Origin of the sequence: Massilia jejuensis (genome assembly GCF_042656795.1) — a bacterium.
GTDB lineage: Bacteria > Pseudomonadota > Gammaproteobacteria > Burkholderiales > Burkholderiaceae_D > Telluria > Telluria jejuensis.
Genome location: NZ_JBHSMS010000034.1, coordinates 1 through 15,307, shown reverse-complemented (window position 1 = coordinate 15,307; position 15,307 = coordinate 1). Strand labels below are relative to the sequence as shown.

Sequence of the window (15,307 nt, the reverse complement as noted above, 5' to 3'; positions counted from 1 at the left end):
TTCAAGGGTAGAAGACGGCGATGTGGTAGCCGGAAGGTTTCAGGTCGTCGACCCGGAAGTGGAGCTTGACGGCCTGTTCGGTGCGCGGAGCGATGCCGTTGGCCAGCACGCTGCCGGCGGCCAGGTAGTCGCTGGGGCCGAACACGCGGCGCGCCAGCGGCTTGTCGTTGGCGTCCGTCAGGGCCAGCTCCAGGCTGGGCCAGGCCTGGGCGGTGGCGCCCGTGTTGCGCAGTTCGGTCGTGAAGGAATAGGCGCCGCCGCCGAGGGTGGTCAACTCGCCCGTTTCGATGGCGAGGTTGTCGACTTGCGCCGGCAGCTCGACGCGGCAGCCGAACATGGCGCAGCCCGACACCAGCGCCGGTTTCGCGGCCGGGAAGCGCGCCGCGAGCGCGTTGCGGAAGGTGAAGGCGCCTTGCGCCGACAGCAGCAGCGCCAGGGCGAGCGAGCCGGCCAGCAGCGCGATCTTTCGCGTGTGGCCGTTCTGCTCCTGCTGGCGGCCGCGCTTGACGAAGTCAGGCTCGTCGATTTCGGCCGCGCGCAGCTTCGGCTGCGATTCGATCTTCGTCGGCGTCAGCTTGGAACGGCGCGCCGCGGCCTTGTCGGCGCGCTTGGCGGCCGGCGTGCGCGCCGCCGGCGGCACGTGCGCGGCCGAGGGCGGAGCGACGCGGCCGGCGGTCGACTCGCGCTTGAGCAGCGGCGGCGCGTCGGCGGCGGCCGGCTGGGCGGTCGGGGCGGGGGCGGCGGGTTCATGGTCGGGCTCGGTCTCGTGGCCGGGCAGGGCGGTGGCCACCAGCTCTTCGTCGACCGGCAGGTCGAGGACGGGGTCGACGCGCGCCGCTTCCTGCGCTTCGGGAGCGGCCTGTTCGGGCTCGGGCTGCGCGCCAGGGGCGCCGGCCGCCGGCCCGGGGTGCTTCAGCGGCTGCGACCAGGGCGGCAGCACCGGCTGGGCAGGCTTTGCCGGTTCGGGCGAGGGCGCCTCGTGCGCCGGCAGCGTGGCATCCGGCGCATCGACCTTCGGCAAGATCCCGAACGGATCGAAGGTATGGTCGAAGTCGAGCGTATAGACCGGCTGGTCGTCGAAATTCGGCAGGTCGACGGCCACTTCGAGGGGCGCGAGCGGCTCGTCCCCGGGAGCGGCCGGGAGGGCGTCGGCGGCCGCCTCGGCCTGCGCCGCAGGTTCCGGCGCGGGCGCGGGAGGATGAACGGGGGCTGACGCAGGCGCGGCAGGTGCAGCAGGCGCGGCAGGCGCCCTGGGCGGCAGCGCATCGAGGTCGACCAGCGTGGCGCTGCCGTCGAAGATCTCCTGGCAGGAGCCGCAACGCACGATCCCCCCACGCAGCTTGAGTTGGTCCGAGGCGACCCGGAACATCGTGCCGCAGTGGGGGCATTGAGTGGCAAGCGCCATGCCGGCTCCTTACGCGTTCGTTGAAGAGCGCGCGGCCGGTACCGTGTCCTGGCCGAGCGTCCCGTGAAGGGCAACCCAGCCGTCCTGCTCGGCCCAGACACCCAGCTTGATGAAAGGTGCATAGGCGGCGGCCACTTCCTCGGCCTGGCGCGCCAGCACGCCCGACAGCACCAGCGAACCGCCAGCGGCGACGCGGCCGGACAACATCGGCGCCATCAGCTTCAATGGGCTCGACAGGATGTTGGCCACCACGATGTCGAACTTGCCGCCGCGGTGGCGTTCGTCGGCCGATACGGCCAGTTCGTCCGGCACATAGAAAGTGATGTCGCAGCCATTGCGTTCGGCGTTGGCGCGCGCCGATTCGATCGCCTGCGGATCGATGTCGACGCCCGTCACGTCAAGCGCGCCCAGCTTCTTGGCGACCATCGCCAGGATGCCGGAACCGCAGCCGTAGTCCAGCACCGATTTTCCCGGCGCCGGGTGCGCTTCCAGCCACTCCATGCACAGGCGCGTGGTCGGATGGCTGCCGGTGCCGAAGGCCAGGCCCGGATCGAGTTCCAGGATCAAGCCGTCCGGGTCCGGCGCCTCGTGCCAGCTCGGCACGACCCAGATATTGGTGCCGATGTGGATCGGCTCGAATTGCGATTGCGTCAGGCGCACCCAGTCCGCATCGGCCACGGCGCGCGTGGTGAAGCCCGGCACGCTGGCCAGTCCGATGGCGGCGGCGGCTTCGGCGATGATGGCGGCCTGGTCGGCGTCGACATCGGTCAGGGCCACGACCCGGCTGCGGTCCCAGGCCGCTTCGGCCGGCTCCATGCCGGGCTCGCCGAACAGCGGCTTTTCCTGGTCCGTCCCCTCGTCCGCGTCTTCCACCGAAACCGACAGCGCGCCCGCTTCCATCAGGGCGTCCGACAAGCCTTCCGCGTGCTCGCGTGCGATTTCGATGATGACTTCGGTCCAGCTCATGCGTCAGCCTTGTTTTCCGGTGCCACGACCACCTTCGTGTCGGGGCGGTTGGCCAGCTTCTGTTCCAGGTAATGGATGTTGGTGCCGCCCTCGATGAAGCGGGCATCGACCATCAGTTCGCGGTGCAGCTGGATGTTGGTGAGGATACCCTCGACCACCATTTCCGACAGCGCGATTTGCATGCGGCGGATGGCTTGTTCCCGAGTTGCACCGTAGGAAATTACCTTGCCGATCATCGAATCGTAATGAGGTGGCACATAGTATCCCGCATACGAGTGCGAATCGACGCGGATGCCGGGGCCGCCCGGCGGATGCCAGCTGGTGATCCGGCCCGGCGACGGCGTGAACTTGAACGGGTCTTCGGCATTGATCCGGCATTCGATGGCGTGGCCGGCCAGCATGATGTCGCGCTGGCGGAAGCGCAGCTTCTCGCCGCAGGCGATGCGGATCTGTTCCTGCACGATGTCGATGCCGGTGATCATCTCGGTGACCGGGTGTTCGACCTGCACGCGGGTATTCATTTCGATGAAATAGAACTCGCCGTTTTCGTACAGGAACTCGAAGGTGCCGGCACCGCGGTAGCCGATCTTGCGGCAGGCTTCGGCGCAGCGGTCGCCGATCTTTTCGATGAGCTTGCGCGGGATGCCCGGGGCCGGCGCTTCCTCGATCACCTTCTGGTGGCGGCGCTGCATCGAGCAGTCGCGCTCGCCCAGCCAGACGGCGTTCTTGTGTTCGTCGGCCAGGATCTGGATTTCCACGTGACGCGGATTTTCCAGGTACTTCTCCATATAGACTTCCGGATTGCCGAAAGCGGTACCGGCTTCGGTCTTCGTCATCGCCACGGCATTGAGCAGGGCGGCCTCGGTGTGGACGACGCGCATGCCGCGTCCGCCGCCGCCGCCGGCCGCCTTGATGATGACCGGATAGCCGACCTTGCGGGCCGTCTGGATGATCTCTTTCGGGTCTTCCGGCAGCGCGCCTTCCGAACCGGGCACGCAGGGCACGCCGGCGCGGATCATGGCTTGCTTGGCCGAAACCTTGTCGCCCATCAAGCGGATCGAATCGGAACGCGGGCCGATGAAGACAAAGCCCGATTTTTCCACGCGCTCGGCAAAGTCGGCGTTTTCCGACAGGAAGCCGTAGCCGGGGTGGATCGCCTCGGCATCGGTCACTTCGGCGGCGCTGATGATGGCCGGCATGTTCAGGTAGCTCAGCGAGGACGCGGCCGGGCCGATGCAGACGGACTCGTCGGCCAACTTCACATACTTGGCGTCCTTGTCGGCTTCCGAGTGGACGACCACCGTCTTGATGCCCATTTCGCGGCATGCGCGCTGGATACGCAACGCGATTTCACCACGATTGGCGATAAGAATTTTTTCAAACATGGTTAGCTTCGGTGTGTGAGAGAGCCGGCGTCGTGCGCCGGCCTGGGTTCGGGATCATGCGGCCGGGAAGAGACTCGGCCGGAAGGATGTTTCGCCTTAGCCGATCACGAACAGCGGCTGGCCGAATTCGACCGGCTGGCCATTTTCCACCAGGATTTTAGTCACCACGCCGGACACGTCGGCGTCGATTTCGTTGAGAAGCTTCATCGCTTCGATGATGCAGAGGGTGTCGCCTTCCTTGATGGTGGAACCGACTTCGACGAAGGCCGCGGCGCCCGGCGCGGACGAACGGTAGAAGGTGCCGACCATCGGCGACTTGACGACATGGCCGGTCTCGACTGCCGGCACGGGTGCGCTCGGCGCGGCCGCGACGGCCGGCGCGGCGGCGGCCGCGGGCGCGGAGTATTGCTGCATGCCTGATGGCATCATCATCATCTGGCCTTGGGGCGCGGCGGACGACTTGACAATGCGAACCTTGCTTTCGCCTTCGGTCACTTCGAGTTCAGCAATGTCCGATTCGGCAACGAGGTCGATCAAAGTCTTGAGTTTACGTAGATCCATGTGTAACCCCTTGGAATTATTGTGATGGTAAGAGAGTAAAACAGCGCGCCAAAAGAGGGCGCAGCCGAGGATGATGCATGAAGTTGACGTAGATTAACGCTATTTAAGCGCGAAGTCGATGGCAAACCGATACCCGTCCACGCCGAGCCCGCAGATAGTGCCGCTGGCCAGCGCCGACAGGTAGGAATGATGGCGGAATTCTTCGCGCTGATAAATATTCGAGATGTGGACCTCGATGAACGGGATCGCCACCGCGGCCAGCGCATCGCGCAAGGCCACGCTCGTGTGGGTCAGCCCGCCGGGATTGATGACGATCGCCTCCACGCCCTCGCTGCGGGCGGCATGGATGCGGTCGATCAGCGCACCTTCATGGTTGCTTTGAAAGCAGGAAAGCGATCCGCCCGCTGCCGCGACCTGGGTCGTGGCAGCGCTTTCGATGTCGGCCAGCGTTGCCGCGCCATACACCGCAGGCTCCCGGGTGCCCAATAAATTCAGATTCGGACCGTTGAGCAGCAGTAGCTTTTTCGCCATTATTTCTTAGAGTCTTTGCTCGAAAGTGTCGCATTTTGCCGCTAACGTCAGCTATTGGCAAGCGATAAAATTCTCCGTGGATATTGGCGACGCGGGCGGCACTCGGAAAAGAACGACCGTGCGTGGCTTTTTACAGCCCTGCCAGGTCGGCCTTCAACTCGTCGAATTTCAGCTTGCCGAGGTAGGTCTTGCGTACCTGCCCATCGGCCCCGATCAGGACCGTGAAGGGCAGGCCGCCGTTGGCATTGCCGAATTCGCGCGCGATGTCGGTGCCGCCCATGCCGCCGACGAGCAGGGGATACTTGATGTCGTGCTTGACGGCGAATTCGCGCATCGCGGTCGGCGCATCGATGCCGACGCCGACGATGCTGAAGCGCCGTGCGGCTCCCTTGCCGGCCTCTTCGTTGGCAATGGCCGAGAGCTCCGGCATTTCTTGCACGCAGGGGCCGCACCAGGTGGCCCAGAAATTGACGAGCAGGGGCTTGCCTTGCCACTGGCTCAGCGCCTGCGGCTTGCCCGACAGGTCGTCCAGGGAGCGCGCATATAGATTAGTGGTGGCGCTATGGGCCGGCCCGCCGGTCGGCGCCATGGTCGTCGTCAGCGGCGCGGCCTCCTTGGTCTTGCTGCCGAATACCACGCCCAGGGCGCCAAAAATCACAGCCACGGCCGCGACGGCGGCCAGTTTCTTCTTATTCATTCGTCCTGTTCCAGGGAGGGATCGGAGGTCATCAGGGCGCGCAGGCCGGCGGCATCGACGCGCTGCAGGCGGCCATCGCCCCGGGGCTTGAGTGCGCCGCGCAGATCATGAAAATCGTACAACTCGGCATGCACCGCCTCCTTATGCCACAGGAAGCTCACCGTTTCAACCGGATCGTGGCGGGCGCCCTTGAAATGGGGCGTTTCCGAAATCTCTATAGAGACATTGCGGTTCAGGAGGAATATCTCCACTTCCTTGGCGCTGTCGGCAAACAATTGCAGATGAATATCGTCGTGTTCGCCGGCAGTACCGTTGAGCACGGCGCCGGTCAGGTAGGGCCGGAACTCGGCCAGCGCATCCATTACCTGCAAGGCGGTCTCGCGCAAGGCCTGCAAGCGTTCGGCGTGCAGGGCGCCGCCGAACAGGGCCAGGTAGCGCCGCACCTCGTCCTCGATCTCGGCATTGTCGGGCATCAGGTTCGGTTGCGGCTGGTCCACGCCGAGCACCTGGCGGGCCGCTTTCTTGCGCGCCGTGGCGTAGTCGGCGCCGTCCTGCGCGATCATGCGCGCGGCCAGCGCGGCGATCTGCGCGCGCAACTGTTGGAGGTCATAATTCTGGCTGGGCATCATGACCTCGATCATACTCTTGAACGAAAAAGCGCATCGCGTCGGGTAGAATCGCGTATTCGCTTCTTTCCTCACGATCATGCATATTCACATCCTCGGCATTTGCGGTACCTTCATGGGCGGCCTGGCGGTCTTGGCGAAAGAAGCCGGTCACCGCGTCACCGGTTGCGACGCCAACGTCTATCCCCCGATGAGTACCCAGCTCGAGGCCCAGGGAATCGAACTGATCCAGGGCTACGGACCGGAGCAGGTCTCGCTCAATCCCGACCTGTACGTCGTCGGCAACGTGATGACGCGCGGTAATCCCCTGATCGAAGAGATCCTGAACCGCGGCTTGCCCTATACCTCCGGCCCGCAGTGGATCGGCGAACATATTTTGCGCGAAAAATGGGTGCTGGCCGTGGCCGGTACCCACGGCAAGACGACGACCTCGTCGATGCTGGCCTGGATCCTGGAAGACGCCGGCTATGCGCCGGGCTTCCTGATCGGCGGCGTGCCGATGAACTTCGGTATTTCGGCGCGCCTGTCGGGCGCCACCGACTCCACGGCGCAATCCGACTTCTTCGTGATCGAGGCCGACGAATACGACACGGCCTTCTTCGACAAGCGCAGCAAGTTCGTGCACTACCACGCGAAAACGGCGGTCCTCAACAACCTCGAATTCGACCATGCCGACATCTTCCCGGACATCGGCGCCATCGAGACCCAGTTCCACCACCTGGTGCGCACCGTACCCGGCGTGGGGCGCCTGGTCGTGAACGGCGACGAAACCTCGCTCGCGCGCGTGATCAAGCGCGGCTGCTGGAGCGAGAAGGAAAGCTTCGGCGTGTCCGACGGCGTCGACTGGGCGATGGTCGAGCATCCGGGCGGCGCCAGCTTCGACGTCGTCTTCGATGGCGCTTACCAAGGCACGGTCCACTGGGACTTGACGGGCAAGCACAACCGCTCCAACGCGCTGGCCGCGATCGCCGCCGCGCGCCACGTCGGCGTGCCGGTGGCGCAGGCGATCGATGCGCTGTCGCGCTTCCAGAGCGTCAAGCGGCGCATGGAAGTGCGCGGCGTGGTCAACGGCATCACCGTGTACGACGATTTCGCCCACCACCCGACGGCGATCGCCACCACGGTCGGCGGCCTGCACCAGAAGATCGGCGCCCAGGGCCGCATCCTGGCCGTGCTCGAACCGCGTTCGAACACGATGAAGCTGGGCGCCATGAAGGACGCGCTGCCGGGCAGCCTGAAGGATGCGGACCTGGTGTTCGGCTTCGGCAGCCAGCAGGCGCTGGGCTGGTCGCTGGCCGATGTCCTGAAACCGCTGGGCACGATCGCGCACAGCTTCGACCAGATCGACTACATGGTGCAAGCGATCGTGCAGGCGGCCCAGCCGGGCGACCACATCCTGGTGATGAGCAATGGCGGCTTCGGCGGCGTGCACCAGAAGCTGCTCGAGGCGCTGGCGACATGACCGGTTACCCGCACGTCCTGTACCTGCACGGCTTTCGCTCGTCGCCCCGGTCCTTCAAGGCGCGCGTGATGCAGGAGCGGATGACGGCGCTGGGGCGGGCCGGCGCGCTGATCTGCCCGCAGCTGCCGGCCTCGCCGAAAGCGGCGATGCAACTGGCCCTGCTGCTGGCCGAGCGCCATGCGCCGCACAATCTGGCGATCGTCGGCTCCTCGCTGGGCGGCTTCTACGCCACCTGGCTGGCCGAACGCCTGGGCGTGCGCGCGGTCCTGCTCAATCCCGCGGTCGATCCCCTGAAGAACCTCGAACAGCATGTCGGCGTGACCACCAACTGGCATTCCGACGAGCCCTTCGAGTTCCGCCGCGACTACATCGACGAGCTGGCCGAGCTGAAGATCGCCCGCATCACCCGGCCGGAGCGCTATTTCCTGCTCGCCGCGACGGGCGACGAAGTACTCGATTACCGCGACATGCTGGCCCACTATCCGGGCGCGCGCCAGCACTTGATCGAAGGCGGCGACCACGCGATGTCCGCATACCCGCAGCATGTGGACGCGGTGCTCGCCTTTTGCCAGCCGGACCTCGACCGGCCGGCGACGCGGGCCCCGTGAAAGGGCAGTCGCTGCGCCTGGCCAACTGGCATCGCAGGGTCGCCGCGGTCGGCGCCGAGCCGGCCATGCGCAGCTGGCTGGCCGCGAAGGGCTCGCTGACGGCGCGCCTGGCGGCCCACTGCGAGCGCTTGCGCGTGCGGCGCCTGCACCAGAAGGCCGCGCTGTGCTCCTTCGAGGAAGCGGCGCCGATCGGGCTGGCGCGCCGCGTGCGGGTCTGGGAGCGCGAGGTCGTCCTGTGCTGCGACGGCGTGCCGGCCGTCTTCGGCCACACCGTCGTGCCGATGTCGGCCACGCAGAGCGACTGGCCGCTGTTTTCGGCGCTGGGCGAACGCTCGCTCGGCAGCATCCTGTTCGACGACCCGCAGGTGGAGCGCGGGCCGCTCGAGTTTGCCCGGCTGCGCGGCAGCCATCCGCTGCTGGCGCGTGTCCACGCCGCGCTGGGCGCGCGGGCGGCCGACCTGGACGGACATGTTTTCCATGCGCGGCGCTGTGTCTATCGCCGCCATCAAGGCTTGCTGATGGTCACCGAGGTATTCTTGCCGGCGGTACTCGATCTGGCAGCCGCAACAACAAAGAACGCGACATAAGATGAATCTATTTTTTGAAGAATCGGGCGACTTCAAGGTCGGCACCGTGCTCTCGACGGCGGGCGAAGCCTATCAGGTGGAACTCGCCAGCGGCAAGCGCACCAAGGTCAAGGTCAAGGACGTGCTGCTGCAGTTCGACAAGCCGGCGCCCGAGGTGCTGCTCGACGAAGCCAGGGCGATCGCCGCCGATGTCGACCTCGACTTCCTGTGGGAAGTGGCGGGCACGGAAGAATTCGGCTTTCCCGAACTGGGCGCCGAGTATTTCGGCCACGCCCCCTTGCCGGCCGAAGCGGCGGGCCTGGTGCTGGCGCTGCACAACGCCCCGATCTACTTCTACAAGAAGGGACGCGGACGCTACAAGGCCGCGCCCGAGCAATCGCTGCGCGCGGCGCAAGCGGGCATCGAAAAGAAGAAGCAGCAGGCCGCGATCCAGGCCGGCTATGTCGAGCAATTGAAAGCGGGCACGCTGCCGGCCTCGATGCAGCCCATCGTCGCGCAGTTGCTGTTCAAGCCGGACAAGAACACGATCGAATACAAGGCGCTGGAAGCGGCCGCCGACGAGCTGCAGACGACCGCGCCGCGCCTGATGCTGGCCACCAGGGGGATCGCCTCGCCCAAGGACTTGCACATGGGCCGCTTCCTGTTCGAGAACTTCCCGCGCGGCGCCGGGTTCGCGCCGGTTGCCGTGCCGGGCGCGCCGACGGCGCTGCCGACGGCGAACGTCGCCGCCTTCTCGATCGACGACGTGACCACCACCGAGATCGACGACGCCTTCTCGGTCGAGCACCTCGCCGACGGCACCGTGCGCGTCGGCATCCACATCGCCGCGCCGGGCCTGGCCATCAAGCCGGACGACGAGATCGACAAGATCGCGCGTGCCCGCATGTCGACCGTGTACATGCCGGGCGACAAGATCACCATGCTGCCGGACGACGTCGTCAATGCGTTCACCCTGGCCGAAGGCACGACCTGCCCGGCCCTGTCGCTGTACGCGACCCTGAACCGCGACGACTGGTCGACCATCTCGACCACGACCCGCGCCGAACTGGTGCCGATCAAGAGCAACCTGCGCCACAACGACCTCGACGCGCGGGTCAACGAGGAAACGCTGGAAAACGGCGCAGGCGAGTATCCGCACAAGGAGGAGCTGGGGCTGCTCTGGAAATGGGCGCTCAAGCTCGAAGCCGGGCGCATGCTCAAGCGCGAAGCGTTCGGCTTGAAGCCGGAGCAGGGCAACCGCGTCGACTTTAACTTTTATGTCGACAACGACGTGGTCTCGATCGTGCGCCGCAAGCGCGGCGCGCCGCTCGACAAGATCGTCGCCGAGCTGATGATCTTCGCCAACAGCACCTGGGGCAAGCTCCTGCACGACTCGGGCGTGCCGGGCATCTACCGTTCGCAAGGCGCCGGCAGCGGCGCCGGCTGGGCCGCCAAGATGCAGGTGCGCATGGTCACGCACGCGGCGCCGCACCAGGGCCTCGGCGTCGATCAATACGCCTGGAGCACCTCGCCGCTGCGCCGCTACACGGACCTGGTGAACCAGTGGCAGATCATCGCCTGCGCCGGACATGGCGTGACGGCCCCGCTGGTCGCTCCTTTCAAGCCGCGCGACGCGACGCTGTTCTCGATCGTGTCCGCCTTCGATGCGGCGTATGCGGCCTACAACGATTTCCAGCAAACGATGGAACGCTACTGGTGCCTGCGCTGGCTGGGGCAGGAAGGCGTCAGGCAGGCCGACGCCGTGGTATTGAAGGACGACGTGCTGCGCTTGAGCGACGTGCCGCTGGTGATCCGCCTGGCCGGCATGCCGCAGGTGGCGCGCGGCACGCCGGTCAAGCTCGACATCGTGCGCTGGGACGAAGTCGACCTGTCGCTCGAAGCGCGCCTGCTGGAAGTGGTGGCGGCGCCCGGCGCGGAGGCGGCGATCGCGGACGACGAGGGCGATGCCGGCGAGGCGGCGGTGGAAGAAGCCGTCGAAGCCGAAGGTGCCGTCGCCGCCGTCAGCACGGACGACCCTGCGCCGGGCTGAGCGTGACCGGCAGGGTGGGTAGTGCGTGCCCACCCTGCAACCCCATCCGTTGCCGTGGCGCCACCAAGCTCCCACGCCGCCCGCGCGCACGGTAGAATGCTTGAATTCCCAGATTCAACAGCCGTCCGGCCGCCCGCGTGAAGTATTCCCGAGAAAACCGTCCCCTTATGATTGCCCTGGCCGCTTCGGTGGCGGCGCATGCGGTCCTGCTCGCCATCCGTTTCGCGGCGCCCGATGCCTTGCGCTTCGAGCCGGCCGATCCGGGGCTCGAAGTCATCCTCGTCAACGCGAAGCACGCCAAGGCGCCCGCCAAGGCCGAGGCGCTGGCCCAGGCCAACCTGGAAGGCGGCGGCACGGCGGACGCCGGACGCTCCAAGTCGCCCTTGCCCGATTTGCGCAAGAACGAGAACGGCGATAGCATCAAGGCGCTGCAAAAGCGCATCGTCGAACTGGAACAATTGCAGCAGAACGTGCTGACCAAGGTGAAGCAGTCGGCTTTCGCCGCCGCGCCCGTCACCGACAAGGACAAGCCCGATCCCACCCGCACCGGGGCCGACGACGTCGACACCACGCGCCAGATCGCGCGCATGACGGCCGAGATCACGCAGACCATCGAGGACCAGAACAAGCGTCCGAAGCGCACCCACATTTCGCCCAGCACGCGCCAGGTCGGCTATGCGCTGTACTACAAGGCGATGCAAAAGCAGGTCGAGGAAGTGGGCACGCTCAATTTTCCCCAGCAAAACGGCAAGAAGCTGTATGGCGAACTGGTGATCTCGATCCCGGTCTTCCAGGACGGCACCCTGTACCAGAAGGAAGGCGGGCCGCGCATCGAGCGTTCGTCCGGCAATCCGGCGCTCGACAAGGCGGCATTGGACATCGTGCGCCGCGCCGCGCCCTTCGGCGCCTTCCCGCAGAACATGCGCTCGGCCGGCAAGGACGACCTCTGGATCGTGATCACGCGCTTCACGTTTACGCGCGAAGAAAAGGTCAAGGCCGAACTCCAGGAGCAGGCATGACGGACCGCTATTGCGTCATCGGCAACCCGATTGCCCACAGCAAGTCGCCCGAGATCCATGCGGCCTTCGCGGCCCAGACCGGGCAGGATATCGAGTATGGACGCTGCCTGGCGCCGCTGGACGGTTTCGCCGACACGGTGCGCAGCCTGGCCGCCCAGGGCTACGCGGGGGCGAACGTCACCGTGCCCTTCAAGATCGAAGCGTTCACCCTGGCCACGCGCCTGACGGCGCGCGCGCGCGCGGCCGGCGCCGTGAATACCCTGAGCCTGGCCGGCGGCGACATCGTCGGCGACAACACCGACGGCGCCGGCCTGGTGGCCGACATCGTCCGCAACGCCGGCGTGGCGCTGGCGGGCAAGCGCATCCTGCTGCTCGGCGCCGGCGGCGCGGCGCGCGGGATCATGCTGCCCTTTATCGAGCAGGGGCCGGAATCGATCCTGGTGGCGAACCGGACCCGCGCCAGCGCCGACAGCCTGGCCGCCGGCTTCGGCGGCCATGGCGCCGCGGTGGCCGCCTGCGGTGTCGACGAGATCGCGGGCCCGTTCGATATCGTCATCAATGCCACGTCGAGCAGCCTGTCGGCCGCGCTGCCGCCGGTGCCGGCCTCGGCTTTCGCCAAGGGCACGCTGGCTTTGGATATGATGTACGGCAGCGCGCCGTCGCCCTTCATGGCCTTCGCGGCAGCACAGGGCGCCGCCACGCGCGACGGACTCGGCATGCTGGTCGAGCAGGCCGCCGAAGCCTTCCTGGCCTGGCGCGGCGTGCGGCCGGAGACGAAGGATGTTCTTACTCAACTGCGTAAATAAACAATAACAATGGCAAAACGGGGCAACAGCGGCAGGGCAGGGGGCGGGCGGCGCTGGATCAAGTGGATCTTCCTGGGCCCGATCCTGGCCTTCTTCCTTATCCAGCTGTATTTCTTTGTGCAAGTGTGCTGGTTCGTCTACTTCAATCCGGGCTCGACCAGCTTCATGCGCCAGCAGTTGTCGGAACTGCGGGAAAAGAATCCGGAGGCGCAATTGAAGCACCAGTGGGTGCCCTACGAGCGCATCTCGAACAACCTGAAACGCGCGGTGGTGGCGTCGGAAGACGCGAATTTCGCCGATCACCCGGGCGTCGACTTCGTGGCGCTCGAAAAAGCCTACGAACGCAACAACCGCAAGCACAGGGTGGTCGGCGGCGGCTCCACCATCACCCAGCAGCTGGCGAAGAACCTGTTCCTGTCGGGCTCGCGCAGCTACCTGCGCAAGGGGCAGGAAATGATCATCGCCTTCATGCTCGAGACGGTGATGGGCAAGCGGCGCATCCTCGAGGTCTATCTCAACGTGGTCGAATTCGGACGCGGCGTGTTCGGCGCCGAAGCGGCCGCGCGCCACTACTTCCGCACCCCGGCGGCGAACCTGGCACCCGCGCAGGCGGCGCGCCTGGCCGTGATGCTGCCCAATCCGCGCTACTACGACCGCCACCGCAGCACGAATTACCTGGTCAGGCGCACCGGCCTGATCCAGCGGCGCATGGCCTCCGCCGAGTTGCCCTAGTTGTTGGCGCTGTCACCGTTACGCGTGGACGAGTCCCATTGCCGCTCGCAGGAAGCGCTCCGGTGACGCAATGCGCTCGCCATCGAGCGCCCAGCGCCAGCCCAGGTAATTCGGCAAGTAGCGTGAAGCTACGCCATGGAAGCGTGCCAGCCACTGCCTGAATCGGCGCTGATAGGCGTTCACGTTTTGCACATGGACGGCGCCGCGGACCCGCTCGCCCAGGCGCAGGTTCACGTACTGGTGCGAGATGCCCGCTTCTCGCGCGAAGCTCCGGTACGCCCGATGCCCGTCCGTTACCAGCAGAACGTGGGGCTCAAGCACAGGCAACAGATGCCGGTGCAACTGTCCCTTGGTAACGGCGCCGCGGCCCGTGACCGCGTCGACGGTCTGCCCGGCGCGATCGCGCGCAACCAGGATGCAATCGTGCTCGTGGGAGACGCCGCGCGTTGCGGCGACCCCGCCTCGCCGCCGCGCCGGGCGATTCAAGCGGCGTGAGCCCTTCTGCGATTCGAGCAGGAACAATTCGTCGGCCTCGGCGATGCCCGCCAGGCGCGCGGGACGGTCGTGCCTGGCCAGTTCAAGGAAGCGATGACGCCAGCGAAAGCTGGTGTTGCGGTGCACGTCGACCTGCCTTGCCGACCTGCGTACGCTCTTCGCCTCGAGCATCTGGCCCAGATAGTCGAGCCACTTGTCGCGCTGGCGCAGCCGGGAAAGGGGTGTTCCGGACAGGCGTGTGAAGGTCTTGCCGCAGGCGCGGCAGCGATAGCGCTGCAGGCCGTGGCTGTGGCCGTGCCGGTAGCTGCGCTCGCTCTTGCAAGCAGGGCAAGGCGGTGGCAGGCAAGCTGCGCCGTCGATCGCCTCGCAAACCCGGTCCAGCCCGAGCGAGGGCCGCAGCGCATGCACGAGGTGCGCATGCTGGCGCCTCGTCAATGTATTCAATTGCCTTAGTACGCCTAACAAAACCCTGTGGTTGCTCAGCAGGCAACAGCCGAGTACACTGAGCCGTGCCGACCGTCCGCAATCGGCCAAGAGCGGACCTTTCATCGTCGGTCAAATTTCGTAGGAAGAGTAGATGACTTTTACATCCCTCCCACTTCATGATGCTTTGCTGGCATTCGTTTACATAAGCTGGGAGGCAGCACGGTGTGACTTACGGCTACGTCCCGTCGGCCTGCCAGAACATCTGCTCGTCTTTGAGGGGTTCACGCACCTTGAGTTTCCAAGGCGTGAAAGCTGGGGACCGTCTTCATCGATCAATACTCTGACGCAGCCGCAAGAAGGAATTTTTGAGATCGAGCTTCAGTCTGGGGACGTAATTCGCATTGAATCTCCTCACTGGAGTTTTTATCCGGAAAGCGAGTGAGGTAGTTTCCGAAATTTGCTTAGTCCGCTTCGGGTCGTAAGCAGACGTCCCGGCAGGTCTGCTACCGGCCAGAAGCGGTCGCTTAGACAGTGCTTTATTCCGGATTGCCTCAACATGAACCGACGACAACTACTGCATGGGTGGAACTTTCCACATCTGGTTCATGGTGGCGTAACGCTCGTTGCCAAGGAAAACGCAGAGGAGTGCTTGCGAATGGTGATTGAGCAGAAATGCCACCTGCACGGCTACGATAGCTTCACCTTACACAGCGATGGACGAATTCAGCCGCACTTGGAATGGAGTGCGAGCTGGTCATGGGACGATCTACCGCCACTTTCTGCCATGCTGCGAGATGTGCTTGATCCGCCTGCTGAGGTGACTCATTTCGAATTTGTATTCTCCGACGCGGGCTGAAGCCAGACGGTACGATGGACTGAGGTACCCTGATTTTTTCGGACACTCCTATTTGGTAAACTTCACCGATGGGAGAATTTATGAAACGAACGAGAACATACACGCCGGAGCTTCGT

The 15,307-nt window shown here is 65.5% G+C and carries 16 protein-coding genes; 8 read left to right on the top strand and 8 right to left on the bottom strand.

Features of this window, described 5'->3' with window-relative positions; all coding sequences use genetic code 11:
* Nucleotide 1 precedes the first annotated feature (1 nt).
* The 7 genes from ACFPOU_RS09725 to ACFPOU_RS09695 form a co-directional block, all read right to left on the bottom strand.
* Nucleotides 2-1,405 (bottom strand): zinc-ribbon and DUF3426 domain-containing protein, encoded by a 1,404-nt coding sequence (locus ACFPOU_RS09725; protein WP_379719961.1) that lies wholly within the window; start codon nucleotides 1,403-1,405, stop codon nucleotides 2-4.
* A 9-nt stretch (nucleotides 1,406-1,414) separates the two neighbouring features.
* Entirely contained in the window at nucleotides 1,415-2,371 is a 957-nt protein-coding gene (gene prmA, locus ACFPOU_RS09720) for a 50S ribosomal protein L11 methyltransferase (protein ID WP_379719958.1), read from the bottom strand.
* Nucleotides 2,368-3,756 (bottom strand): acetyl-CoA carboxylase biotin carboxylase subunit, encoded by a 1,389-nt coding sequence (gene accC, locus ACFPOU_RS09715; RefSeq protein ID WP_379719955.1) that lies wholly within the window; start codon nucleotides 3,754-3,756, stop codon nucleotides 2,368-2,370. Before accC ends, prmA begins: the two co-directional genes overlap by 4 nt.
* A gap of 96 nt (nucleotides 3,757-3,852) precedes the next feature.
* Entirely contained in the window at nucleotides 3,853-4,317 is a 465-nt protein-coding gene (gene accB / locus ACFPOU_RS09710; RefSeq protein ID WP_379719949.1) for an acetyl-CoA carboxylase biotin carboxyl carrier protein, read from the bottom strand.
* A gap of 99 nt (nucleotides 4,318-4,416) precedes the next feature.
* Nucleotides 4,417-4,848, bottom strand: a complete 432-nt coding sequence (gene aroQ, locus ACFPOU_RS09705; protein ID WP_379719943.1) for a type II 3-dehydroquinate dehydratase — start codon at nucleotides 4,846-4,848, stop codon at nucleotides 4,417-4,419.
* 130 nt (nucleotides 4,849-4,978) lie between these two features.
* Entirely contained in the window at nucleotides 4,979-5,545 is a 567-nt protein-coding gene (locus ACFPOU_RS09700) for a TlpA family protein disulfide reductase (RefSeq protein ID WP_379719940.1), read from the bottom strand.
* Nucleotides 5,542-6,174, bottom strand: coding sequence for a hypothetical protein (locus ACFPOU_RS09695; protein WP_379719937.1), 633 nt, complete (start codon nucleotides 6,172-6,174; stop codon nucleotides 5,542-5,544). The genes ACFPOU_RS09700 and ACFPOU_RS09695 overlap by 4 nt, the downstream gene beginning before the upstream one ends.
* A gap of 76 nt (nucleotides 6,175-6,250) precedes the next feature.
* Here ACFPOU_RS09695 and mpl point away from each other — a divergent pair, with 76 nt between their 5' ends.
* The 7 genes from mpl (at nucleotide 6,251) to mtgA (ending at nucleotide 13,414) form a co-directional block, all read left to right on the top strand.
* A complete protein-coding gene (gene mpl, locus ACFPOU_RS09690) occupies nucleotides 6,251-7,633 on the top strand; it encodes a UDP-N-acetylmuramate:L-alanyl-gamma-D-glutamyl-meso-diaminopimelate ligase (protein ID WP_379719934.1) in 1,383 nt (460 codons plus the stop codon).
* Nucleotides 7,630-8,241 carry a YqiA/YcfP family alpha/beta fold hydrolase gene (locus ACFPOU_RS09685; protein WP_379719931.1) on the top strand — a complete coding sequence of 204 codons (612 nt, stop codon included), beginning with the start codon at nucleotides 7,630-7,632 and terminating at the stop codon, nucleotides 8,239-8,241. Before mpl ends, ACFPOU_RS09685 begins: the two co-directional genes overlap by 4 nt.
* A complete protein-coding gene (locus tag ACFPOU_RS09680) occupies nucleotides 8,238-8,828 on the top strand; it encodes a chorismate--pyruvate lyase family protein (protein ID WP_379719928.1) in 591 nt (196 codons plus the stop codon). Before ACFPOU_RS09685 ends, ACFPOU_RS09680 begins: the two co-directional genes overlap by 4 nt.
* 1 nt (nucleotide 8,829) lies before the next feature.
* A complete protein-coding gene (locus ACFPOU_RS09675) occupies nucleotides 8,830-10,857 on the top strand; it encodes a ribonuclease catalytic domain-containing protein (protein WP_379719925.1) in 2,028 nt (675 codons plus the stop codon).
* Between the two features lie 167 nt (nucleotides 10,858-11,024).
* On the top strand, nucleotides 11,025-11,876 hold the full coding sequence (locus ACFPOU_RS09670) for an energy transducer TonB family protein (RefSeq protein ID WP_379719922.1): 852 nt from the start codon (nucleotides 11,025-11,027) through the stop codon (nucleotides 11,874-11,876).
* Entirely contained in the window at nucleotides 11,873-12,682 is an 810-nt protein-coding gene (aroE, locus tag ACFPOU_RS09665; protein WP_379719919.1) for a shikimate dehydrogenase, read from the top strand. The genes ACFPOU_RS09670 and aroE overlap by 4 nt, the downstream gene beginning before the upstream one ends.
* A gap of 9 nt (nucleotides 12,683-12,691) precedes the next feature.
* Nucleotides 12,692-13,414 carry a monofunctional biosynthetic peptidoglycan transglycosylase gene (mtgA, locus tag ACFPOU_RS09660; protein ID WP_379719916.1) on the top strand — a complete coding sequence of 241 codons (723 nt, stop codon included), beginning with the start codon at nucleotides 12,692-12,694 and terminating at the stop codon, nucleotides 13,412-13,414.
* 18 nt (nucleotides 13,415-13,432) lie between these two features.
* Here the strand turns inward: mtgA and ACFPOU_RS09655 are convergent, their stop codons facing one another.
* A complete protein-coding gene (locus ACFPOU_RS09655) occupies nucleotides 13,433-14,458 on the bottom strand; it encodes an IS1595 family transposase (protein WP_379719913.1) in 1,026 nt (341 codons plus the stop codon).
* Between the two features lie 433 nt (nucleotides 14,459-14,891).
* Here ACFPOU_RS09655 and ACFPOU_RS09650 point away from each other — a divergent pair, with 433 nt between their 5' ends.
* Complete coding sequence (locus ACFPOU_RS09650; protein ID WP_379719910.1) at nucleotides 14,892-15,191, top strand: hypothetical protein; 300 nt, start codon at nucleotides 14,892-14,894, stop codon at nucleotides 15,189-15,191.
* Nucleotides 15,192-15,307 lie beyond the last annotated feature (116 nt).

Coding starts and splice junctions, on each gene's coding strand:
- ACFPOU_RS09725 (WP_379719961.1), bottom strand. CDS start 1,405: ATGGCGCTTGCCACTCAATGCCCCCACTGCGGCACGATGTTCCGGGTC.
- prmA (WP_379719958.1), bottom strand. CDS start 2,371: ATGAGCTGGACCGAAGTCATCATCGAAATCGCACGCGAGCACGCGGAA.
- accC (WP_379719955.1), bottom strand. CDS start 3,756: ATGTTTGAAAAAATTCTTATCGCCAATCGTGGTGAAATCGCGTTGCGT.
- accB (WP_379719949.1), bottom strand. CDS start 4,317: ATGGATCTACGTAAACTCAAGACTTTGATCGACCTCGTTGCCGAATCG.
- aroQ (WP_379719943.1), bottom strand. CDS start 4,848: ATGGCGAAAAAGCTACTGCTGCTCAACGGTCCGAATCTGAATTTATTG.
- ACFPOU_RS09700 (WP_379719940.1), bottom strand. CDS start 5,545: ATGAATAAGAAGAAACTGGCCGCCGTCGCGGCCGTGGCTGTGATTTTT.
- ACFPOU_RS09695 (WP_379719937.1), bottom strand. CDS start 6,174: ATGATGCCCAGCCAGAATTATGACCTCCAACAGTTGCGCGCGCAGATC.
- mpl (WP_379719934.1), top strand. CDS start 6,251: ATGCATATTCACATCCTCGGCATTTGCGGTACCTTCATGGGCGGCCTG.
- ACFPOU_RS09685 (WP_379719931.1), top strand. CDS start 7,630: ATGACCGGTTACCCGCACGTCCTGTACCTGCACGGCTTTCGCTCGTCG.
- ACFPOU_RS09675 (WP_379719925.1), top strand. CDS start 8,830: ATGAATCTATTTTTTGAAGAATCGGGCGACTTCAAGGTCGGCACCGTG.
- ACFPOU_RS09670 (WP_379719922.1), top strand. CDS start 11,025: ATGATTGCCCTGGCCGCTTCGGTGGCGGCGCATGCGGTCCTGCTCGCC.
- aroE (WP_379719919.1), top strand. CDS start 11,873: ATGACGGACCGCTATTGCGTCATCGGCAACCCGATTGCCCACAGCAAG.
- mtgA (WP_379719916.1), top strand. CDS start 12,692: ATGGCAAAACGGGGCAACAGCGGCAGGGCAGGGGGCGGGCGGCGCTGG.
- ACFPOU_RS09655 (WP_379719913.1), bottom strand. CDS start 14,458: ATGAAAGGTCCGCTCTTGGCCGATTGCGGACGGTCGGCACGGCTCAGT.
- ACFPOU_RS09650 (WP_379719910.1), top strand. CDS start 14,892: ATGAACCGACGACAACTACTGCATGGGTGGAACTTTCCACATCTGGTT.